Genomic DNA, 21110 nt, shown 5'->3' on the forward strand with positions numbered 1-21110 from the left:
GAGCGCGGATCAGTCGTGCGTCGTCGCGGCGTGCAGCAGCTGGATGATGCACACCGACGGGTCGCAGGACGAGCGCATGCCGTCGACGGCGAGCGGGCCGCCGGCCTCGGAGAGCACGCCCTGCAGCAGGCTCAGGTGCACGCTGCACAGCACCTCGCGGTGCGACGCCTGCGCCTCGGCGTGCGCGCACGGCGTCAGGTCGACGGTGAGGGCGCTCTCGTCGATGATCGGGTCGAACCCTTCGTCCTCGAGCTCCTCGACGAGCGCGTCGATCTGGTGCAGTGCCGCGGTCTCGAGCACGTCGGGGACGTCGAGCGTCAGCACCCGGCGCATGAGGTCACCGCGCTGGGCGGCGTCGCGGACCTTGCGGCGCTGGATCGCGCTGCGAGTCGCGTCGCCGTCGGCGGCGCTGTAGAGCACGCGCGGGCGTCCCCGGGTCGTCCGGTGCTCCTTCTCGGCGACGATGAAACCGTCGGAGATGAGCCGGGTGAGGTGCTCGCGGATGGTGTTCGGGTGCAGCCCCGTCGCTTCCTGGAGTTCCAGGATGGTCCGGCGCGGCTGCTCCTGGATCAGGTGCAGGATCTCCACGCGGGAGTAGCTCGAGATGACGCTGTATCCGACGGTCGCGGTGCTCATGCCCCCATTAAACACGGAAAAGACCGTGTGGTCATACCACACGCGAGCTTTTGGAGGATGTCGCCGGAAACAGGCGCCGGGAGCGGCAGGAAGTCCGCAGAAACCGACGAACCTCGGACGCCTGCGACAGCAGACTCCCGAGGTTCGTCGGTGTGCGAGGGACGGATGCCGGTGCGTCAGGCCTCGGGCGTCCAGGTCGACACACGCGTGAGCTCGGCGACCTCGTCGGCGGTGAGCTCGACCCGACCGCCGTCGAGCAGCGCGGGAACCTGGTCGAGACGCGACGCGCTGGCGATCGGCGCGACCACGGTCGGCTGCGCGCGCAGCCAGGCGAGCGCCGTCGCCGCGATGGAAACACCATGACCGGAACCGATCCGCTCGAGCGCGTCGACGATCTGCAGGCCCTGCGGCGTCGCGTAGACGGCCGCGCCCTCGGCGCGCGGAGAGTCGTGGCCGGAGGCATCCGTCGACCGGTACTTGCCCGTCAAGAACCCCTTCGCGAGGGCGAAGTAAGGGACGAGGCCGAGGTTCTCGCGCTCGGCGAGGGGAGCGATCGCCTCCTCCACGTCGTTGCGATGCACGAGGTTGTAGTGCGGCTGGATCGCGACGGGGCGGGCGACCCCGGTCTCATCGGCGATGCGCAGCCACTCCTCGATGCGCGCGGCGCTGTAGTTCGACACCGCGACATGGCGCACAAGGCCGTCGGCGACGAGCTGGCCGAACGCGCCCACGGTCTCGTCGAGCGGGGTCTCTTCGTCGTCGAAGTGGGCGTAGTAGAGGTCGATCGCGTCGACCCCGAGGCGCTTCAGCGACGCCTCCGCGGCGGCACGGACGTTCGGCGCGGACAGGCCGCGGAAGTCGGGATGCTGGCTGACCTTCGTGGCCACGACGACCTCGGGACGGCTGCGAGCAGCGAGCCACTCGCCGATGATCGTCTCGCTCTCGCCGCCGGCATGGCCGGGCACCCAGGCGCTGTAAGAGTCGGCGGTGTCGACGAAGTTGCCGCCACCCTCGACGAACGCGTCGAGAATCGCGAACGAGGCGTCGCGGTCGGCGGTCCACCCGAAGACGTTGCCGCCCAGTGCGAGCGGGAAAACGGACAGGTCGCTGTTTCCGATCGTGGTCATGCGGGTGTCAACGCGGCTGCGCCGGGGCTATTCCGCGCGGCGGTGCGCGGGGAGCGGTGGCGGGGGAGCGGTGTGCCGTAACTCCTCAGATCCAGGCCGATTCCGGCCGTAACGGCCCTCGGTAGCCGCATCAGGCCCGAATCTGAGGAGTTGCGGCGACCCAATCTCGGCAACGGGCCCCGGCTGCCGGCCCGGCAAATGCCGACGGCGGGGCCGGCAGCTGCCAGCCCCGCCGTCGCGGTGGGTGAGCGTCGCTCAGCGCTTGCGAGCGGACCCACGGCGGGTGACCGCCACGTAAATGCCGAGCACGATGATCGCGCCGATGATCGAACCGATGATGCCGGAGGGCTGCAGGAAGCCGCCTTCCGGGCTGTGGTTGAAGATCAGGAACCCGAGGAAACCACCGACGAACGAGCCGATGATGCCGAGCACGATGGTCATCAGGATGCCGATGCTCTGCTTGCCGGGGATGACGGCACGAGCGATGAAGCCGGCGATCAGTCCGACGAGGATGAGACCGAGGATCGTCCAGAGCATGATGCTTCTCTTTCTTCCGTGGAACTGGTGCAGGCACCCCGAACGGAGCGCCTCCGAGACAGTAGCCGCCTCTCGAGAAGGCCTCGACGCGCTTGAACTCGCGTCGGCAGTCCCTGTACCCTCAGCCGGCCGTCACGGCTTCGGGCTGCCAGCCCAACGCGGGAGCGACGTACTTCGCGAACGATTCGACGATGCGCAGGTTGAACTCGACGCCGAGCTGGCTCGGGATGGTCAGCATCAGCGTGTCGGCGCTCTGTACGGCGGCATCCTGCAGCAGCTGCTCGACGAGGACGTCGGGCGCCGCGGCGTAGGTCTTGCCGAAGGTCGAGCGCATGCCGTCGATGTAGCCGATGCCGTCCTGCTCGTTGCTGCCGCCGAAGTACAGCTCGTCCTCGGCCGTCGTGATGGGGAAGATGCTGCGGCTGACCGACGTGCGGGGCTGGCCCGCGTGCCCGGCCTCGCGCCACGCGGCGCGGAACGCGTCGAGCTGCTGCGCCTGCAGGATGTCGAACGGCGTGCCGTCGGCCTGGGTGAGGAGGGTCGACGACATCAGGTTGACGCCCTTCCGGCCGGCCCACTCCGCGGACTCGGTGTTGCCGGCGCCCCACCAGATGCGCGAGCGGAGTCCGGGGGAGTGCGGCTCGATGCGCTGCATCCCGCTGCCGCCGCCGAAGGGGCTGTTCGGGTCGCGCTCGGCGAGACCCTCACCCTCGATGGCGCGGAGGAACGTGTCGAAGTGCTCGCGGGCGATGTCAGCGCCGCGCGGGTCCTGCGACCCGGTGTAGCCGAACGTCTCGTAGCCGCGGACGACGGTCTCGGGTGAGCCACGGCTCACACCGAGCGCGAGTCGGCCGTCCGAGATCAGATCGACGGCGGCGGCCTCCTCAGCGAGGTAGAGGGGGTTCTCGTACCGCATGTCGATGACGCCGGTGCCGATCTCGACGTTCTTCGTCGTCGCGGCGATGGCGGCCAGCAGCGGCATGGGTGATGCCTGCTGGCGTGCGAAGTGGTGCACGCGGAAGTACACGCCGACGGCCCCGAGGTCGTCCATCCCCTGCGCCAGGTCGATCGCCTGCCGCATCGAATCGCCCGCCGTGAGCTCGCGCCCACCGCCGAGCGGACCGTAGTGACCGAACGAGAGAGTGCCGAAACGCTGCATGTCAAGCCGCAACGACGAGACCCCCGCCCGCATTCCCGCGTGCGTAGGCTGGGCGAAACCGACCCCGGGAGGTGTCATGGTCCAGGTCCGCGTCCTGGGGGTCGCCCTCGATCCCGCGCAGCAGCATGTGATCCTCCTCAAGCCCGTCGATGCGCTCTCCGACCGGGTGCTTCCCGTGTGGATCGGGTCGCAGGAGGCGACATCCATCCTCGTCGCCGTCGAGGGGGTGGCTCCGCCGCGTCCGCTCGCGCACGACCTGATGGTGCGCCTGCTCGATGCCACCGATGCGACGGTCGATCGGGTCGAGGTCACACGCATCGACGACGGCACCTTCTACGCCGAGATCACGGTCACCGCGCTGACCGGCTCGCGGGTGATCGACGCGCGCCCCTCCGATGCGATCGCTCTCGCTTCGCGCGCGGGTGCGCCGATCTTCGTCGCCGACGACGTGCTTGCCGAAGCCGGCATCCCCGACACGGTCAGTGAAGCCCCCGAGGGCGCCGAGACACCGGAGGCCGCGGAGCAGCGCGTCGCCGAGTTCCGCGAGTTCCTCGACGACATCGACCCCGACGACTTCCGCGGCTGAGCCCGCCCTCCGAACCCCATCCCCCGACGAAAGGAACACCCATGCCCCGCATCCTGATCATCGGCGGTCACGGCAAGGTCGCGCAGCGGCTCGAGCCGATCCTCGCCGAACGCGGTGACACGGTGACCGCGGTCATCCGCAATCGCGATCACGAGGCGGATGTCGCCGCGACCGGTGCCACGCCGCTCGTCGCCGACATCGAATCCTTCGACACCGAGCAGCTGACGAACCTCGTCAGCGGCAACGACGCGGTGGTCTGGTCGGCCGGCGCCGGCGGGGGAGACGTCGCTCGCACGTGGGCCGTCGACCGCGACGCCGCCATCCGCTCGATCGACGCCGCGGTCGCCGCGGGCGTGAAGCGCTACGTCATGGTGTCGTACTTCGGCGCGGGCCCCGACCACGGCGTGCCCGAGGACGACTCCTTCTACGCCTACGCCGAAGCAAAGGCCGAGGCCGACGCCCACCTGCGCGAGAGCGGTCTGGACTGGACGATCGTCGCCCCGAGCGCCCTCACGCTCGACGAGCCCACCGGCAGGATCACGGTCGGCGGTTCGGGCGAGCAGTCCGTTCCGCGCGGAGACGTCGCCGAGGTCGTCGCGGCGGTGCTCGCCGAGCCCGCCACCATCGGCCGGATGATCGAGTTCTCGAGCGGCGACACCCCCGTCGCCGACGCCATCGCGGCCGGCTGAGACCCCGCGCCGCGGCGAGGTACCGCGCCCGGTGCGGGCGTAACTCCTCAGATTCCGCCATCCTCCCCGCCGTTCATCCCGGGTTCCTCCGGGCTGGGCGGCGGGGCGGTCGCGTTTCTGAGGAGTTACGCCGCCGCCCGCCCCGTGCCGCGCCGGCCCGCCTCGGTACGCTGGGCCGATGGATCCGCGTGAACTCTCCGGTGGCGCCGTGCTGCGCGCCGCCGGTCCCGGCGACGAGGACGGCATCCTCGGCTGCATCCGCGCGCTCGCGGTCTACGAGCGCGAGCCCGACGCGGTAGCGAATACCGCCGATGCGTTGCGGCAGACGCTCTTCGGCGACGAGCCGCGCGCGTTCTGCCATGTCGTCGAGCGCGAGGGCGCGATCGTCGGCATCGCGATCTGGTTCCTCACCTACTCGACCTGGACCGGCCGGCACGGCATCTGGCTCGAAGACCTCTACGTCGACGAGGCGCAGCGCGGTCGGGGTTACGGCAAGCAGCTGATCGCCTCGCTCGCGGCGGTGTGCGTCGAACGGGGCTACTCGCGGCTCGAGTGGACGGTGCTGGACTGGAACGCTCCATCGATCGCCTTCTACCGCTCGATCGGCGCCGAGCCCATGGACGAGTGGACGACTCAGCGGCTCGCCGGCGACGCCCTCGCCGCACTCGCGGGCTGATCGCGTGACGGGCCGTCCGGGCGGCGTCAAGCCCGGAGCCGGCGGTCGCTCGCGCTTCTAGGCTGAGGGCATGGCAGATCAGATCCACGTCCCCCACGTGTCCCTCAACTCCGGCTTCGAGATCCCGCAGCTCGGCTACGGCGTCTTCAAGGTCGACCCCGCCGAGACCGAGCGTCTCGTCTCCGAGGCGTTCGAGGCCGGCTACCGCCACATCGACACCGCGGCGATCTACGGCAACGAAGAGGGTGTCGGTCGGGCCATCGCCGCCAGCGGCATCCCGCGTGACGAGCTGTTCATCACCACGAAGCTCTGGAACGACCGCCAGGCCGGCGACGAGCCCCGCGCCGCGCTGTCCGAGAGCCTCGAGAAGCTCGGACTCGACTACGCCGACCTGTACCTCGTGCACTGGCCGGCCCCCGACAACGGCAACTACGTCAACGCCTGGCAGAAGCTCGTCGAGCTGCGCGACGCCGGCCTGACCCGCTCGATCGGCGTGTCGAACCACCTCGTCGAGCACCTCGAGAAGATCCACGCCGAGACCGGTGTCCTGCCCGCGGTGAACCAGATCGAGCTGCACCCGGCCTACCAGCAGAAGGATGTCGTCGACTGGGCCGCCGACAAGGGCGTGCGCATCGAGTCGTGGGGTCCCCTCGGTCAGGGCAAGTACGACCTCTTCGGTGCCGAGCCCGTCGCCGAGGCGGCCGCCGCGCACGGCAAGAGCCCCGCTCAGGTCGTGCTGCGCTGGCACCTGCAGCGCGGGTTCATCGTCTTCCCGAAGACCGTGAGCCGCGAGCGCATGGTCGAGAATGCCTCGCTGTTCGACTTCGAGCTCACCACCGCGCAGGTCGACGCCATCTCGGCGCTCGACCCGGGCGACGGCTCGGGCCGGGTGAGCGCGCACCCCTCCGAGGTGCACTGACCCACCGCCGTATCGGGCGCAGGTCTCGGCGTCGCGCGCAGTTGGATCTGCGGCGGATGCCGGGAACTGCGCCCGACGCGCGTCCGGCCGGGGTTTCGTAGGCTGGGGCGGTGGCATCCGTCCTGAACGTCTCGGCGTACCTGTTCACGCACATCGCCGATCCGGCCGACCTGCGCATCACGCTGCGCGGGCGCGCGGAGGCGGCGGCGCTGCGGGGGACCATCCTGCTCGCGCCGGAGGGCATCAACCTCTTCTTGGCGGGCCGCGCCGACGCGGTGCGCGGGTTCGTCGACGACCTCCGCTCCGACGAGCGGTTCGTCGCCCTGACGACGAAGGAGAGCTGGTCGGACGATCAGCCCTTCGGCCGGATGCTCGTCAAGGTCAAGCGCGAGATCATCCGGATGGATCGTCCGGCGATCCGTCCCGAAGCGGAGCGCGCTCCGGCCGTCGCGCCGGCCCAGCTGCGCCGCTGGCTCGACCAGGGGCACGACGACGCCGGCCGCGAGGTCGTGCTGCTCGACACCCGCAACGCCTTCGAGGTCGACTACGGCACGTTCGAGGGGGCGGTGGACTGGCGGATCGAGCGGTTCACGCAGTTCCCCGGCGCTGCCGCGGAGCATCGCGAGCAGCTCGCCGGCAAGACGGTCGTCAGCTTCTGTACGGGCGGCATCCGCTGCGAGAAGGCGGCGATCGTGCTGCGCGACGAGGGCGTCGACGCCTACCAGCTCGAGGGCGGCATCCTGGGCTACTTCGAGCACGAGGGCGGCGCGCACTGGAACGGCGAATGCTTCGTCTTCGATGAGCGCGAGGCGCTGACGCCGGACCTCGCGGCGCGGGGCTGACATGGCTCGGATCGTGGTGCTGACGGGGGCGGGGATCTCGGCCGAGTCGGGCATCCGCACCTTCCGCGCCACCGACGGACTGTGGGAGGACCACCGAATCGAGGATGTCGCGACGCCCGAGGGCTTCGCGGCGAATCGGGCCCGCGTGCAGGCGTTCTACGACGAGCGTCGCCGCGTGGCCCGGGTGGCCCGGCCGAACGCCGCGCATCGGGCGCTCGCCGAGCTTGAAGCGCGGCATCCGGGTGAGGTGGCCGTCATCACGCAGAACATCGACGACCTGCACGAGCGCGCGGGCTCGCAGCGGGTGCTGCACATCCACGGGCGGCTCGACCGGGCGCGGTGCGAGCGGTGCGGGACCCGGATGCCGGTAACCGGCGAGCTGGCGGACGAGCCGCCGTGCCCCGCGTGCGGTGCGCGATCCCTGCGTCCCGATGTGGTCTGGTTCGGCGAGGCGGTCTACGGCCTCGAGGAGATCTTCGACGTGGTGTCGCTCTGCGAGGAGTTCTGGGTCGTCGGGACGTCGGGCGCGGTGACCCCCGCGGCATCCCTCGTCGCCGTGGCCGCCGAGGCCGGCGCGCGCACCGCTCTGCTCAACCTCGACGCGCACGATGACACGCGCCTGTTCGACGAGGTGGTGCTGGGTCCCGCGACCGAGACCGTTCCCGTCTGGGCCGCGCGGTTCTGATCCTCAGCGGGGGAGCGTGAGGATCTCGGCGGCACCCTCGGTGATGGCGACGGTGTGCTCGGTGTGCGCGGTGCGGCAGCCGGTGGAGCTGCGGAGCGTCCAGCCGTCGGGGTCGGTGACGAGGATGTCGGTGTCGTCCATCACCCAGGGCTCGAGGGCGAGCAGGAGCCCCGGGCGCAGGCGGTAGCCGCGTCCGGGGCGGCCGATGTTGGGCACGTGGGGATCGCCGTGCATGACGCTGCCGATGCCGTGGCCGCCGAACTCGGTGTTGACGGCGTACCCCGCTCCGGTAAGCACGGCACCGATGGCGGACGAGATGTCGCCGATGCGATTGCCGGGGCGCGCGGCCTCGATCCCCGCCGCGAGGGCGCGTTCGGTCACGTCGATGAGGGCGGCGTCGCGCGCCGGCTGCGACGGGCCGACGGTGAAGCTGATCGCGGCGTCGGCTGCGACGCCGTTTCTCGTGATCGCGAGGTCGAGCGTGAGCAGGTCGCCCGAGCGCAGGGCGTAGTCGTGCGGCATCCCGTGGAGGACGGCGTCGTTGACGGCGGTGCAGATGTGGTGGCCGAACGGGCCGTCGCCGAACGAGGGCGCGTAGTCGACGTAGCAGGATGTCGCACCCGCTCGCACGATCAGCTCGCGAGCCCACGCGTCGATGTCGAGCAGGTTCACGCCGACGGTCGAGCGTTCGCGCAGCTCGCGGAGGATGTCGCCGACCAGGGCGCCGGTGGCGCGGGCGTGGCCGAGCTGCGTCTCGTTCAGGATCTCGATCATGGGCTGCTCTCCGTCGGGTCGTCGGCGTCATTAAAATACCGGGCCGATAATACCGCTATGCTCGCGCCATGATGGTTCGCCCGGCGCACACGCCCGAGACGATCGCCCGAGGCCGGCGTCTGGGCGCCTTCCTGCGGCAGGCACGCGGCGATCGCTCGATCGCCGAGGTCGCGGCGGCGGCGCAGATCTCGGCCGAGACGCTGCGGAAGATCGAGACCGGACGGCTCGCGACCCCGTCGTTCACGACGGTCGCCTCTGTCGCGACGGCGCTGGACCTGTCGCTGGATGAGATCGCCGCGCACGCGCGCCGAACGGATGCCGCGCTGCCGGCGTGAGTGCGGATGTCGGCGGGCGCCGCTAGCGTCGGGGCATGGAACCGCACCGGCTCACCCGCGAGCAGGCGCGCCGCATCATCGTGCGGGCGCAGCTGCTCGACGCCGACCGCCCGGGTGACGTCGTCGAGGTCGCCGAGCAGCTCGGCGCGATCAAGATCGATCCGACGGCGGTCATCGCTCCGAGCGAGCAGACCATCCCGTGGACGCGCATCGGCTGGGGGTACGAACCCGGACAGCTGACGAAGGCGGTCGAGGACGACCGTCAGCTGTTCGAGTACGCCGGGTCGTTCTATCCGGCGAGCCTTCTGCCGCTCATGCGCGTGCGGATGCGGGGCCGGCCGCTGCGCGAGAGCACCGCCGCGTGGCTCGACGCCAATGCGGCCTTCCGGGCCGACGTCATCGCACGGCTGCGCCGCGACGGCCCGCTGCTGGCTTCGGCGATCCCCGACACCGCCGCCGTGCCGGCGGGTAACGAGAGCGGTTGGTACAGCGACAACCAGGTGCCGCGCATGCTCGATCTGCTCGAGCGGCTCGGCGAGGTCGCGGTCGTCGGACGCGCGGGGCGCCTTCGCCGGTGGGACATCGCCGAGCGCGCGCGTGGCCCCGAGCCCGACGGGCCCGACGTCGACCAGGCCGGTGCGCTGCTCGACGAGCGTCGCCTGCAGGGCGCCGGACTCGCGCGGCAGCGTTCGTCCTGGGCGGCGGTCGGCATGGCGGGGGAGCCCGCCGTGGTCGAGGGGAGCGCGTGGAAGTGGCGCGTCGATCCGCGAGCGCTCGAGGCGATCGACGACGACCCCGGCGGGCGGATCGCGATCCTCAGCCCCTACGACGGCATGCTGTTCGATCGTCCGCGCCTCGTCGAGGCGTTCGACTTCACGTTCAAGCTCGAGCAGTTCGTGCCCAAAGCTCAGCGCGTCTACGGCTACTTCGCCCACCCGATCCTGTGTGGCGACCGGTTCATCGGTCTGCTCGATGCCGCGCTCGACAAGACGAAAGAGAACCTCGTGGTGGCGGCGGTGCACGAGCTCGTGCCGTGGGAGAGCGAGGAACGCGACGCGGTGGATGCCGAGATCCGCGACCTCGCCGGCTGGCTCGGGGTGCCCGTCCGCGGCCTGGACTGACGCCTACCAGGCGACCGCCGAGGTCGCAACCAGGTCGCCGTGCCGACCGTGACGGCGAAGCATGGGATCAGCCCCGAAATCGAAACCGAAAGGAGCCGCCCATGGCCCGCATCATCGAGACCATCGACGTCGACGTGCCCGTGTCGGTCGCGTACAACCAGTGGACGCAGTTCGAATCGTTCCCGCACTTCCTGAGCTTCGTCGAGTCGGTCACCCAGCTCGACGACGGCACCACGCACTGGAAGGTGAAGATCGGCGGGGCTGAGCGCGAGTTCACCGCGAAGATCACCGAGCAGCACCCCGACGAGCGCGTCGCGTGGAACAGCGTCCAGGGCAAGGACGAGCACGCCGGTGTCGTCACGTTCCACAAGCTCGGCGACAACGAGACGCGCGTCACCGTGCAGCTCGACTGGAAGCCCGAGGGCTTCGTCGAGTCGGTCGGCGCTGCCATCGGCATCGACGACCACGCCGTGAAGAAGGACCTCACGCGGTTCAAGGAGTTCATCGAGTCGCGCGGCACCGAGACCGGTGCCTGGCGCGGCGACATCGAGAACTGATCTCGATCCACGAAAGACACGAGGCCCCTCCGCTCAGCGGAGGGGCCTCGTGTGTGTCGCCGGGGGTCAGCTGCTGAGCTTCCGCAGCGCAGACCGCTTGTGAGCGGCCTGGTCGCCGCTCTTCTCCGACTCGACGATGAAGGCGGGGTCGTCGGCGGACGCCGTGAACTTCTGACCCGCGAACTGGAAGTCCTTCTCCTTCTTCTCGACGATCGTCCCCTGCGTCCGCCCCTGGGAGGTGCCCCAGCTGACGCGGTCGCCCTTCGACAGTTCCTGAGCCATGCCGGCTCCTTCCGTTGTGCGTTCGTTGCGGCGATCCTGCCGCGCCGCACGGACGCCGGGTTAGTCGTTGACACAGTCCGCTCCGATGCGCCAGCGGTCGCCGGAGAGGATGCGTCCTGCGAGACTGCGGACATGCGCACGATCGTGATCACGGGAGCCAGCGACGGAATCGGAGCCGCCGCCGCGCGGCGTCTCACCCGCGAGGGGCACCGCGTGGTGCTCGTGGGTCGGTCGCCGGAGAAGACCCGCGCCCTCGCCGCGGAGCTGGGCGCTCCGTTCCACCTCGCCGACTACGCCGAGCTCGCCCAGGTACGCCGACTGGCGGGGGAGCTGCGTGAGGCGTATCCGCGCATCGACGTGCTCGCCAACAACGCGGGCGGCATCTTCGGGCCGCGCCACCTCACCGTCGACGGCTTCGAGCAGACGTTCCAGGTCAACCATCTCGCCGGCTTCCTGCTGACGAACCTGCTGCTCGACCGGCTCGCCGACAGCAGCGCTTCGGTCATCCAGACCGCCAGCGTCGCCGCGCGGATGTTCTCGCGCTTCGACGTCACCGATCTCAACGCCGCGGGGCGGTACTCGGGCCGTGTCGCGTACGGCAACGCGAAGCTCGCGAACATCCTCTTCACGCGAGAGCTGCAGCACCGCGCCGGCGACCGCGGCATCTCGGCCGCCGCCTTCCACCCGGGCGTCGTCGCGACGCAGTTCGCCGCGAACGTGCCCGGACCGTTCCGCTGGATGTATCACAACCCCGTCGCCCGACGCGTGATGACCACCACGGACGAAGGCGGAGCGCGGATGGTCTTCCTCGCGTCCGGTGAGCCGGGGCGCGACTGGGTTCCGGGCGGGTATTACGAGAAGGACCGGCTCACGCGGTCGCACCGCGACGCCACCGACGCCGTCCTCGCCCGAGAGCTGTGGCAGCGCAGCGCCGAGATGGTCTCCCTCGCGCACTGAGCGGCGCAGGCGCCACCGGCAGAACCTGGACGACGTCGTGTTCGATCAGGGCGTCGAGATGGATGGCGGCCATGTCCTGCGCCGTAGCGAGGAGGCGATCGATGGCCCTCCGCAGCTTCCGCGCGCGTACGGTGGGGGTCATCGCTGACGAGCGCGCTCAGCGCCTGCTCGCGCGGACTGCACGAGATTGTCGCGATCGAGCGCGACGTCGTCCGCCACGGCACGCAGCCATCGGCTCGTCGGTGCCACCGCGGCGAAGTTCGAGTGGAGCAGGGTCATCAGCGTCGCATGGACGGTCTGAGCATCCGCGAAGCCGACAGCGTTGGCGAGGTGGATCGCGCCCGTGGCATCCGAAAGCACCTCAACCGTGAGACCGTGCGTCTCCGCCTCGGCGGCGGACGCCAGGATGCAGTTGTTCGTCATGTAGCCGACGAGCGAGATCGTGTCGATCGCGTGTGCCCGGAGCCAGGCGAGGAGGTCGGTGCCGCCGAACACGGTGCCGTACTCCTTCGTGACCCGCTTCGCATCGGCGTCCAGACGGCTCTCGACCTCGGGGTGGAGATCGAAGCCGGCTGTCGCCGGGTCGAACACGGGCGAGCCGTCGCCGCCCCGGTGCTGAACGGCGACGATGGGGATTCCGGCCTTCCGGGCACCGTCGATGGCGGCCGTGATCCGCGGCAGTGACTGCGCGTGCGGCGGGCACTGCACCTCGAGCGGGCCGGCGAAGTAGTCCTGCTGCACGTCGACGAGGATCAGTGCGCGGCGGGGAGTGGTCATGGTCATCTGCTCTCTGGGATGTCACGCAGCTCGATCGCTGCCTCCCTCAACGATCGTGCGGACGGCCGCCGTCCGCCATTGGCACGAATGACGGAATACGATGAATTCGGGCCAGGAGGACAGACGTGAAAATCGCCATCTACGCATTCGACGGCGCGACGATGTTCCATCTGTCGACGCCGCAGCTCGTCTTCGACGAGGTGCGTCGCCAGGGGGTGGCCGACTGGACGTGCACGCTCTTCTCGGACCGCGCCGGCTCGATCCGCACCGCGGAGGGGTACACCGTCGAGGGTGTTCAGGGGCTTGCGGCGATGGACGAGGCGGACATGGTGGTCCTGCCCTCCTGGGAGCGCCGGGGCAAGGAGGTCAGCCCCGAGCTCCGGCGGTCGCTGCAGGACGCTCATCAGCGGGGAGTGTTCATCGCCGGGCTCTGCCTCGGCGCGATCGTCGTGGCCGATGCGGGCATCCTGGCGGGGCGGACCGCGGTCACGCACTGGCAGGCCGCCGACGAACTCGCCGCCCGCCACCCGGACATCACCGTCGACGCGTCGGCGCTCTATGTCGATCTCGGAGATGTGCTGACCTCGGCGGGAACGGCATCCGGCCTCGACGCCTGCCTGCACATCGTGCGTACCCGCCTCGGAGCCGATACGGCGAACCACGTGGCGCGCTCGCTGGTCGTCGCTCCCCATCGCGACGGCGGCCAGGCCCAGTACATCGAACGGCCCGTGGCTCCGAACGTCGGCGGTCACCCCGTCGCGGACTCCCTCGAATGGGCGCTCACCCACCTCGCGATGGAGATCGACGTCGAGCAGTTGGCGTCGCGGGCTCACATGAGCCGGCGATCCTACGTCCGGGCCTTTCGCGCCGCGACGGGCACGACGCCCGCCGCCTGGGTGCGATCACGTCGGCTCGACGAGACCCGGCGCCTGCTGGAGACCACGGACCTCAGCATCGATCAAATCGCTGATGCGAGCGGGTTCGGAAGCCCGGTCACCCTGAGGCAGAACTTCCTCGCGGCGTTCGGCTGCACTCCCTCGAGCTACCGCCGTCGATTCGACGCCCGTGCGCTCACCTCGCGCAGCACATAGCCGCCGTGTTGCGGCATCCGAGGCCCGAGCGCAAGGGGCTCCGGTCCGGCGGAGCGACGGCATACGGTGGGGATCCCACGAACGGAGGACCCCATGGTCGACAAGCGCACGGAGGCCCACGGACCCGGGCAGCTGCCCGACCGGCAGCCCCGCCCGGACCCCACCGACCTGACGAACCAGGCGAGCTTCCGCCAGGGCTCGTCGTCGCGCTGGCTGATTCCCGCCGGCGTGCTCGCGGTCGTCGCAATCGTCCTGTACGCGCTGGCGTTCCAGCTGCAGGTCGTGCTGCCGGCGATCGGCATCGTGTTCGTCGTCGTCGCGTGGGCGATGATGCTCGTCGCTGCCCGGTCGTCGGGCGAAGCGCCCGTACGCAACCGGCGGCTCGCGGTCGCGATGGGCATCCTCGCCGTGGGGGCGCTGGCGATCTTCATCGGGATCTACCTGGTCGAGACGCTCGGAGCCGCAGGCTGATGACGACGGCGCACACCGACCTCACCGGTGCGGACGCACGACCCGCTGCTCATCACCGCGTCATCGTCGTGGGCGGCGGCAACGGCGGCGTCTCGGCCGCGGCGCGCCTGCTGCGCCGGGGGGTGGCGGATGTCGCGCTCATCGAGCCCCGCGACGTCCACGAGTACAAGCCGCTGTTCTCCCATGTCGCCGGCGGCACCGCGCGCATCAGCGAGACCGTGCGGCCGCAGCGATCGGTCATGCCCGACGATGTCACGTGGATCCGCGACGCCGTCGTGCTCGTCGATCCGGCGCGTTCGGTCGTCCAGCTGGCCGGGGGCGGCGAGGTCGGGTACGACCAGCTGGTGCTCTCGCCCGGCATGCAGAAGGACTGGGCGAGCGTCCCGGGCCTCGCGGAGTCGATCGGCACCGGTGACGTCACGACGCACTACGAGGGCGATCTGGCCGCTCGCACCTCGCTGCGGTTGCGCGACCTGCGTCGCGGCACGGTCGTCTTCACCCAGCCCGCGGGGCCGGCGTCGTGCGCGGGAGCGGCCCAGAAGCCTCTCTACCAGGCGTGCGACTACTGGCAGCGCACGGGCGTGCTCGGCGACATCCGTCCCGTCCTGGTCGTGCCCGAGAAGACGGTGTTCGGCATCGAGCCCTTCGATCGCGAGATCCAGCGGGCCATCGACCGCTACGGCATCGAGCTGCGCACCGACAGCGCCCTCATCGAGGTGGATGCCGGCCGCTCCGAGGCCGTGATCGCGTCACCGGCCGGCATCGAACGCGTGCCGTACGACCTGCTCAGCGTCACGCCACCGCAGTCGGCACCCGAGTGGATCCGCGCATCGGGTCTAGCGGCCGCCGACGACCCCGACGGCTTCGTCGAGGTCGACCCCGAGACGTTGCAGCACCCGCGCTTCGCCAACGTCTGGGGACTGGGGGATGCCGCCGCCACGACGAACTCGAAGAGCGGCGGCGCCCTGCGAAAGCAGACGATGGTGCTCGCGAAGAACCTCACGGCGGTGCTGGCGGGGAAGAAGCCGACGGCGCACTACGACGGCTACGGCGTATGTCCGATGACGGTGTCGCGGTCGAGTGTCGTGTGGGCCGAGTTCGGGCCGGCGGGCGAGTTGATGCCGACGATCCCGTTCCTGCGGCGGATGTACCGCGAGAGTCGGCTGTCGTGGTTCTTCGACCGCCGCGTGCTGCCGTGGGTCTACTGGAACCTGATCCTCACCGGGCGCGTCTGACCGGGGTATCGTCGCGGCTGACGTCGGTCTCGGCTGTCAGCCGCACCCGGGCGACGAGGATGCCGGCGAGGATCGAGCCGGCACCTCCCACAGCCATGTCGCCGATCGTGTCGTCGTAGGCGACGAAGATCGTGTCGACGAAGACGGCCCCCAGCCACTCGATCATCTCCCACACGGCGCTCAGCGCGAGTCCGAATGCCGTTGTCACGACGACCCCCGTACGTCGACGGTAATCGGGTGCGCCGGGCAGCGGGACGACGTGCAGCCGGCCCGCAGCGAGGTAGCCGAGAGCCGCGAGCACGCCGGTGCAGAGGAAGTGCATCGGGATGTCCCAGGCGGGGTAGGTGCGGTACAGGTCGGCGATGTTGCTCCACGCGGCGACGAGCACGGTGACGCCGCAGACGATGTCGAAGGCGGGCCGCGCCCCGAGGAAGCGGGGGATGACGAGCGCCGGGAGGGTCAGGGCGAGCACACCGGCATCCGTCAGCTCGAACCAGATCGCGGCGATCGCGACGCTGAGCAGCCCGGCGAAACGCACCGCGTCGGCGATGATCGCGCTCGCCGAGCGTGGCGGGCGCAGGAAGTTCTCGATCATCACGGGGCGGTTCACGACGTCTCCTCGTCGAGTCCGAGCACGACGTGCACACCGAGGTGGTCGGAGGGTGCCGCGCCGTGGACCGTCCGCGTGTCGATCGCCGCTTGCCGCACGGTCGTGCCCCGGTCCACCGCGATCCAGTCGATCGGCCCGCGCCGAACCCGCGGCTCGTGGTAGCCGCCGTAGGTGTCCCACAGTGGGGTCGTCCGCTGCGCCGCGGCCGCCCAGGCGTCGACGAGGTCGCCGCTGAGCAGCGCTGCGAGCGGGGCCGAGCCGGGACCGGCGTTCATGTCGCCCATCACGACGACCGTGCCCGTCGCCTCCTCGGCGAGGTCGTGCAGCAGCCACGCCGAGCGCAGCCGCGACTTGGCGGAGAAGACGTCCAGGTGCGTGTTGAACACCGTCAGCGTCGCGCCCGTGACGCGATCGCGGAAGCTCACGCGGACGACGATGCGAGGAACCGGGTTGCCCCATGAGACAGACCCGGCGACGCCGGGGGTCTCGGACAATGCGAGCTGCGCGTGGCCGGTCAGCTCGAGGCGATCAGCGTCGAAGAAGATCGGGCAACCCTCGCCGCGGCCGTCCGCGTTGCGCCCGTGGCCGACGAGGCGATAGCCGGGCCCGAGCGACGCGCGGACGAGGTCGGCCTGATCAGGCATCGCCTCTTGCGTGCCGAGGATCGCGGGCGGGTCGGCGCGCAGCACGGCTGCCAGGCGCGGCGCCCGTACCTTCCACCGGTCGTTCGGCGGCCACGTCGGGCCGTCGATGCGACGACGGATGTTCCAGCTCGCGATGTGCAGGTCGCCCGGCGCCGTCTCGTTCGGCGCCGGGAACAGCGGGCGGACGGCGGTGTCGGCGACGACGGAAGCGGTCATGCGTGCCCTCTCGTTGCGGACGGACGGGATGCCGCGACGCGCAGCCATCGTCGCACGAGGCGGATCGGCGGCAGGTCGACCGGCCAGTGGATGACGACGCTGCGGAAACCGCGCGCGACCCGCTCGCCGAACGCGCGACGGTCGAAGAAGGGGCGCATCGACATCCCCATGGCCGCGTGCCGGGCATAGCGGACGGGGTAGTACTCGCCGAGGTGGAAGGCGAGGTCGAAGTCGTCGTGCAACCGGGGATCTCGGTGCACCCGTGCGCTGACGCGGAGCCACGCCGACCGCCGGAACGCGAGGTTCGAGCCGAACAGCGGAAGGTGGCCGAGGGCGGTGAAGCCGACGGCCGCGTAGAGCCCGAGATACGCGGCGGCGAGCGGGATGCGCAGGGGCCGGGGGCCGTCGATGAAGCGGGCGCCGCCGGTGACGACCGCGGTGTCGGGGCGGCGCTCGAACTCGCCGCGGACGCGTTCCACCCACGAGGCGGCGGGCATGCAGTCGGCGTCGAGCCGGAGGATCACCTCGCCCGTGGCGTGGTCGTAGCCCGTCGCCGCGGCGGCGGGGATGCCGGGGTCGGCGCAGGGGACGACGCGGGCGCAGCCGGCGCGGGCGACATGCGCCGAGTCATCGCTCGAGCCGTTGTCGACCACGACGATCTCGTCGGGCGGATCGGACTGCAGCGCGAGGGCCCGCAAGCACCGCCGGAGGGCGGGGGCGTCGTCCTTGACCGGGATCACCACCGACACCGTCGGTCGCTCGGATCGCGGGGCAGGGGGGTGCGGCATCCCTCCCTACGTTAGGCGGACGGTCGGGGAGGGGCGAACCGGTTGACACCACGGCATCCGGTCAGCAGTGACATGCTGGAGGCATGCCTCAGCAGAGCGATCTCCTCGCCGTCCTCGTCGATGCCGACAACGTCTCGCCATCGCGGATCGGCGCCGTCCTCGCCGAGATCGCCACCTACGGCACCGCGTCGGTCAAGCGCGTGTACGGCGACTGGACCAAGACGCAGCTGCGCGGATGGAAGGACGCCGCGAGCGAGCACGTCATCCAGCCGATGCAGCAGTTCGACAACACGACCGGCAAGAACGCCACCGACAGCGCGCTCATCATCGACGCGATGGATCTGCTCTACACGCGGCGTTTCCAGGGCTTCTGCATCGTCTCGAGCGACAGCGACTTCACCCGGCTCGCGTCGCGGATCCGCGAGGAGGGCGTGACGGTGTACGGGTTCGGGGAGCGCAAGACCCCCGAGGCGTTCCGCAACGCGTGCGATCAGTTCACCTACCTCGAGGTGCTGGGTGCCGCGAACGAACCCGATGCCGCCCGGTCGACGACGCCGGCGCGGTGGTCCTCCGCCGCCCTGCGGGGCGATGCGCGGCTCGCTTCGCTGCTGCGCAGCAGCGTCGACACGGCCTCGGCGGACGACGGCTGGGCCGACCTGGGCACCGTCGGACAGCTCATGCGCAAGCAGCAGCCCGACTTCGACCCCCGCAACTGGGGCTACGCGAAGCTCTCCGACCTGCTCAAGGCGGTCGACCTGTTCACGATCGAGTCCAAGCCCGGCGGGATGTCGCTGCGCCCCCGCACCGGCAAGGGGACGAAGGCATCGGAGGCGCCGACGACGGCCACCGGCGGCGAGGCCGAAACCGAGGCCGCCGCAGCACCGGCTCCGGAGCGGACGAAGCGCGCCCCGCGCAAGCGGGGATCGGCGCGCGGCGGATCCGCATCGGACACCGCGGACGCCGCGCCGGCGGGCGAGGCGGAGACCGCCCCCGCAACGGACGCGTCCGCAACCGACGGTGATGCCGTCCCCGCCCCCAGCCCCGCCGCCGAGGCCAACGCCGCCGAGAGCCCTGCCGCCGAGAGCAACGCCGCCGAGAGCAACGCGAACGAGACGGATGCCGCGCCGACGGACGCCGCGACCGACGTCGCCGCCGGCGATGCCGGTGAGTCGGCCGCCCCCGCCCCCGCGGCCGCGCAGCGCCCGCGGAAGAAGAGCACGCGCAGCCGCGCCGCGGCCCCCGAGCCGGAGCAGTCCCCGGCCGCAGCGAGCGAGGCGGACACCGACGGCGCGGGTACCGAGGCGACCGATCCCGACGCGGTGACCGAGGGTGCGCCGGCCAAGCGCGCCTCGGCTCGCGCCCGCGGCTCGCGCCGCCCCATCGAGCAGCTCACCCTCGACCAGGCTCTCGATGCTGCCCTCGATGCCGTGTCGGACGCCGCTCGCCGAGCCGGAGCCGGCCCGACAGTCGACTCGGCGGCTGCGGCGCCCGATGCGGGCGCTGAGCCGGCTCAGACGGAGGATGCGCCGCAGTCGGTCGCCGATGCGCCGACGGAGGACGCAGCCCCCGCGCGCCCGAAGCGCGCCCCGCGCAAGCGGACCCCGAAGGCCGCGGCGTCCGAACCCGCGACCGCCGCTGCCGCGGAGGCGGCCCCGGCGACCGGCGCTGCCGCCGTCGTGGAGCAGCCCGCGCCCGCCGCATCCGATGCGGGTGCGGCCGAGGCGGGCGCGACGGAAGCAGCGGGCGCCGATGCGCCCGCGCCGGCGCGCAAGCGCGCCCCGCGGCGTGCGTCGCGTCCGGGATCAGCGGCCGGCTGATCCGCAGCGCGCGTCAGCGGCGCCGGGCGCCGGCCCGTCGGCGACGGAGCGCGGCCGTGAGCCCGCGGCGGCCGCGAGCGGTGGCCGGGACGATCGGCACGGGCTGCGTCACCACCGCGTCGACGACCATCGATCCGTTCTTCGGACCCACCACCGGCACGGGCGTGGTGGCGGTGGTCAGGTGGTCGGCGACGGCGACCGGCATCGACGCCAGTTCCCGTCGTGCGCGAAGGTAAGCGGGCACGAGGATCGCCGTCGCACCGAGCCACGCGAGCGGATTGCTCCAGGCCACGCCCGCGAACCCGATGAGGGCGCCGAGGACGACGGCCGCGCCGGCACGCATGAACAGCTCGACGATGCCGGTGATCGTCGGGACGAGTGTGTGCCCGAGCCCCTGCAGAGCGCCGCGGAGGACGAAGAGCACGCCGAGGGCGGTGTAGGTCGCGCCGTTGATGATGAGCATGAGGGCGGCGAGGGCCACGACCCCGTCTGCTCCGTCGCCGACGAACAGGCGCACGAGCGGAGCGCCGAACGCCACGAGCACGACCCCCAGCAGCACCGACCCGATGACGGCCATCCACGTCGCCTGCGTCACGCCCTGACGGATGCGGTCGGGGCGACCACCGCCGTAGTTCTGCGCGACGAACATCGACACGGCGAGGCCGAGCGACTGCAGCAGGGCGATCGCCAGGCCGTCCACGCGCGATGCGGTCGTGTACGCCGCCACCGCGTCGGCGCCGAGCTCGTTGAGGCGCACCTGCACCGCGAGGGTGCCGATGGCGATGATGGAGGCCTGGAACCCCATGGGCAGGCCGAGACGCAGGTGCACGGCGAGGTCGGCGCGCGTGACCCGCCAGTCCGCCCGCGCCATCTGCAGCACCGGGATGCGTCGGCGGATGTAGCCCAGGCACAGCAGCACCGACAACGCCTGCGACACGACCGTCGCGAGCGCTGCGCCGCCGACGCCCCAGTCGAGCGGGCCGACCATGAGCACGACGAGCGCGATGTTGAACAGGCACGCCACGGTGAGGAAGATCAGCGGCGTGCGGGAGTCGCCGATGGCACGGATGATCGCGGCCAGGTAGTTGAAGAACATCGTCGCGCCCGCACCGAGGAAGCTCACGACGGCGAACGTCGTGGCGTCGTCCAGCAGCTGCGGGGGAGTCTGCAGCAGCTCGAGCAGCGGGCGCGAGAGGAAGGGAGCGACGACGGTCAGGACGATGCTCGTGATCGCCGTCAGCGCGGTACCCGCCGCCACCGATCGCCGCACGGCCGCATGGTCGCCGGCGCCGAAGGCCTGCGCTGTCGGGATGGCGAACCCCGAGGTGAGCCCCCAGGCGAAGCCGATGAGCAGGAACAGCATCGACCCCGTCGCACCCACCGCCGCGAGCGCATCGACGCCGAGCCAGCGGCCCACGACGATGGCGTCGACGACGTGGTACATCTGCTGCACCACGTTGCCGATCAGCAGCGGCACCGAGAAGGCGAGGATGACCCGCCACGGACTGCCGGTGGTGAGAGTGCGGGACATCGGCTGACCTTCCGAGATCGAGCGGGCACGACAACGGCGGTGCCCGAG

General features: G+C 71.2%; 25 protein-coding genes. 14 read left to right on the top strand and 11 right to left on the bottom strand.

Annotation, left to right across the window (positions count from 1 at the left end):
- Positions 1–9 precede the first annotated feature (9 nt).
- From PUW82_RS06210 to PUW82_RS06225, 4 genes are all read right to left on the bottom strand, one after another.
- A complete protein-coding gene (locus PUW82_RS06210) occupies positions 10–636 on the bottom strand; it encodes a helix-turn-helix transcriptional regulator (RefSeq protein WP_274221415.1) in 627 nt (208 codons plus the stop codon).
- 176 nt (positions 637–812) lie between these two features.
- Entirely contained in the window at positions 813–1763 is a 951-nt protein-coding gene (locus PUW82_RS06215) for an aldo/keto reductase (RefSeq protein WP_274221416.1), read from the bottom strand.
- A gap of 255 nt (positions 1764–2018) precedes the next feature.
- Complete coding sequence (locus tag PUW82_RS06220; protein WP_274221417.1) at positions 2019–2300, bottom strand: GlsB/YeaQ/YmgE family stress response membrane protein; 282 nt, start codon at positions 2298–2300, stop codon at positions 2019–2021.
- A 121-nt stretch (positions 2301–2421) separates the two neighbouring features.
- Entirely contained in the window at positions 2422–3459 is a 1038-nt protein-coding gene (locus tag PUW82_RS06225; protein ID WP_274221418.1) for an LLM class flavin-dependent oxidoreductase, read from the bottom strand.
- Positions 3460–3535: 76 nt separating this feature from the next.
- On the opposite strand from PUW82_RS06225, the gene PUW82_RS06230 reads away from it, so the two are divergent.
- From PUW82_RS06230 to PUW82_RS06255, 6 genes are all read left to right on the top strand, one after another.
- Entirely contained in the window at positions 3536–4045 is a 510-nt protein-coding gene (locus PUW82_RS06230; RefSeq protein ID WP_274221419.1) for a bifunctional nuclease family protein, read from the top strand.
- Positions 4046–4086: 41 nt separating this feature from the next.
- The gene (locus PUW82_RS06235) at positions 4087–4734 is read left to right on the top strand and encodes an SDR family oxidoreductase (protein ID WP_274221420.1); all 648 of its coding nucleotides are present in this window, start codon (positions 4087–4089) and stop codon (positions 4732–4734) included.
- A 178-nt stretch (positions 4735–4912) separates the two neighbouring features.
- Positions 4913–5410, top strand: a complete 498-nt coding sequence (locus PUW82_RS06240; RefSeq protein ID WP_274221421.1) for a GNAT family N-acetyltransferase — start codon at positions 4913–4915, stop codon at positions 5408–5410.
- Between the two features lie 70 nt (positions 5411–5480).
- Entirely contained in the window at positions 5481–6329 is an 849-nt protein-coding gene (locus tag PUW82_RS06245; protein ID WP_274221422.1) for an aldo/keto reductase, read from the top strand.
- Between the two features lie 110 nt (positions 6330–6439).
- Positions 6440–7171, top strand: coding sequence for a sulfurtransferase (locus PUW82_RS06250; protein WP_274221423.1), 732 nt, complete (start codon positions 6440–6442; stop codon positions 7169–7171).
- Between the two features lies 1 nt (position 7172).
- Complete coding sequence (locus tag PUW82_RS06255) at positions 7173–7856, top strand: NAD-dependent deacylase (protein WP_274221424.1); 684 nt, start codon at positions 7173–7175, stop codon at positions 7854–7856.
- 3 nt (positions 7857–7859) lie between these two features.
- Here the strand turns inward: PUW82_RS06255 and map are convergent, their stop codons facing one another.
- Entirely contained in the window at positions 7860–8630 is a 771-nt protein-coding gene (map, locus tag PUW82_RS06260; protein WP_274221425.1) for a type I methionyl aminopeptidase, read from the bottom strand.
- A 71-nt stretch (positions 8631–8701) separates the two neighbouring features.
- Here map and PUW82_RS06265 point away from each other — a divergent pair, with 71 nt between their 5' ends.
- The 3 genes from PUW82_RS06265 (at position 8702) to PUW82_RS06275 (ending at position 10643) form a co-directional block, all read left to right on the top strand.
- Complete coding sequence (locus tag PUW82_RS06265; protein WP_420792735.1) at positions 8702–8965, top strand: helix-turn-helix domain-containing protein; 264 nt, start codon at positions 8702–8704, stop codon at positions 8963–8965.
- A gap of 35 nt (positions 8966–9000) precedes the next feature.
- Positions 9001–10086, top strand: coding sequence for a winged helix DNA-binding domain-containing protein (locus tag PUW82_RS06270; protein ID WP_274221427.1), 1086 nt, complete (start codon positions 9001–9003; stop codon positions 10084–10086).
- A 101-nt stretch (positions 10087–10187) separates the two neighbouring features.
- Positions 10188–10643, top strand: coding sequence for an SRPBCC family protein (locus PUW82_RS06275; protein WP_274221428.1), 456 nt, complete (start codon positions 10188–10190; stop codon positions 10641–10643).
- A 66-nt stretch (positions 10644–10709) separates the two neighbouring features.
- Here PUW82_RS06275 and PUW82_RS06280 read toward each other — a convergent pair whose 3' ends face one another.
- Complete coding sequence (locus PUW82_RS06280; protein WP_274221429.1) at positions 10710–10925, bottom strand: hypervirulence associated TUDOR domain-containing protein; 216 nt, start codon at positions 10923–10925, stop codon at positions 10710–10712.
- Positions 10926–11057: 132 nt separating this feature from the next.
- On the opposite strand from PUW82_RS06280, the gene PUW82_RS06285 reads away from it, so the two are divergent.
- A complete protein-coding gene (locus PUW82_RS06285; protein WP_274221430.1) occupies positions 11058–11882 on the top strand; it encodes an SDR family NAD(P)-dependent oxidoreductase in 825 nt (274 codons plus the stop codon).
- A gap of 138 nt (positions 11883–12020) precedes the next feature.
- Here the strand turns inward: PUW82_RS06285 and PUW82_RS06290 are convergent, their stop codons facing one another.
- Positions 12021–12659, bottom strand: a complete 639-nt coding sequence (locus PUW82_RS06290; protein WP_274221431.1) for an isochorismatase family protein — start codon at positions 12657–12659, stop codon at positions 12021–12023.
- A 125-nt stretch (positions 12660–12784) separates the two neighbouring features.
- On the opposite strand from PUW82_RS06290, the gene PUW82_RS06295 reads away from it, so the two are divergent.
- The 3 genes from PUW82_RS06295 (at position 12785) to PUW82_RS06305 (ending at position 15456) form a co-directional block, all read left to right on the top strand.
- Positions 12785–13750, top strand: a complete 966-nt coding sequence (locus tag PUW82_RS06295) for a GlxA family transcriptional regulator (RefSeq protein WP_274221432.1) — start codon at positions 12785–12787, stop codon at positions 13748–13750.
- Between the two features lie 93 nt (positions 13751–13843).
- The gene (locus PUW82_RS06300; RefSeq protein ID WP_274221433.1) at positions 13844–14221 is read left to right on the top strand and encodes a hypothetical protein; all 378 of its coding nucleotides are present in this window, start codon (positions 13844–13846) and stop codon (positions 14219–14221) included.
- Positions 14221–15456 carry an NAD(P)/FAD-dependent oxidoreductase gene (locus tag PUW82_RS06305; RefSeq protein WP_274221434.1) on the top strand — a complete coding sequence of 412 codons (1236 nt, stop codon included), beginning with the start codon at positions 14221–14223 and terminating at the stop codon, positions 15454–15456. The genes PUW82_RS06300 and PUW82_RS06305 overlap by 1 nt, the downstream gene beginning before the upstream one ends.
- Here PUW82_RS06305 and PUW82_RS06310 read toward each other — a convergent pair.
- From PUW82_RS06310 to PUW82_RS06320, 3 genes are read right to left on the bottom strand one after another with little or no spacing between them, the layout of a single operon-like run.
- On the bottom strand, positions 15440–16066 hold the full coding sequence (locus PUW82_RS06310; RefSeq protein WP_274221435.1) for a DUF2238 domain-containing protein: 627 nt from the start codon (positions 16064–16066) through the stop codon (positions 15440–15442). The two genes, PUW82_RS06305 and PUW82_RS06310, sit on opposite strands and share 17 nt — an antisense overlap.
- Positions 16063–16926, bottom strand: a complete 864-nt coding sequence (locus PUW82_RS06315) for an endonuclease/exonuclease/phosphatase family protein (RefSeq protein ID WP_274221436.1) — start codon at positions 16924–16926, stop codon at positions 16063–16065. Before PUW82_RS06315 ends, PUW82_RS06310 begins: the two co-directional genes overlap by 4 nt.
- A complete protein-coding gene (locus tag PUW82_RS06320; protein ID WP_274221437.1) occupies positions 16923–17714 on the bottom strand; it encodes a glycosyltransferase family A protein in 792 nt (263 codons plus the stop codon). Before PUW82_RS06320 ends, PUW82_RS06315 begins: the two co-directional genes overlap by 4 nt.
- Positions 17715–17797: 83 nt before the next feature.
- Here PUW82_RS06320 and PUW82_RS06325 point away from each other — a divergent pair, with 83 nt between their 5' ends.
- Positions 17798–19531, top strand: coding sequence for an NYN domain-containing protein (locus tag PUW82_RS06325; protein WP_274221438.1), 1734 nt, complete (start codon positions 17798–17800; stop codon positions 19529–19531).
- A 13-nt stretch (positions 19532–19544) separates the two neighbouring features.
- On the opposite strand, the gene PUW82_RS06330 is transcribed toward PUW82_RS06325, so the two are convergent.
- The gene (locus tag PUW82_RS06330) at positions 19545–21062 is read right to left on the bottom strand and encodes an MATE family efflux transporter (protein ID WP_274221439.1); all 1518 of its coding nucleotides are present in this window, start codon (positions 21060–21062) and stop codon (positions 19545–19547) included.
- Positions 21063–21110: the final 48 nt, after the last annotated feature.

The sequence above is a fragment of the Microbacterium thalli genome, assembly GCF_028737325.1.
Taxonomy (GTDB): Bacteria; Actinomycetota; Actinomycetes; order Actinomycetales; family Microbacteriaceae; genus Microbacterium; species Microbacterium thalli.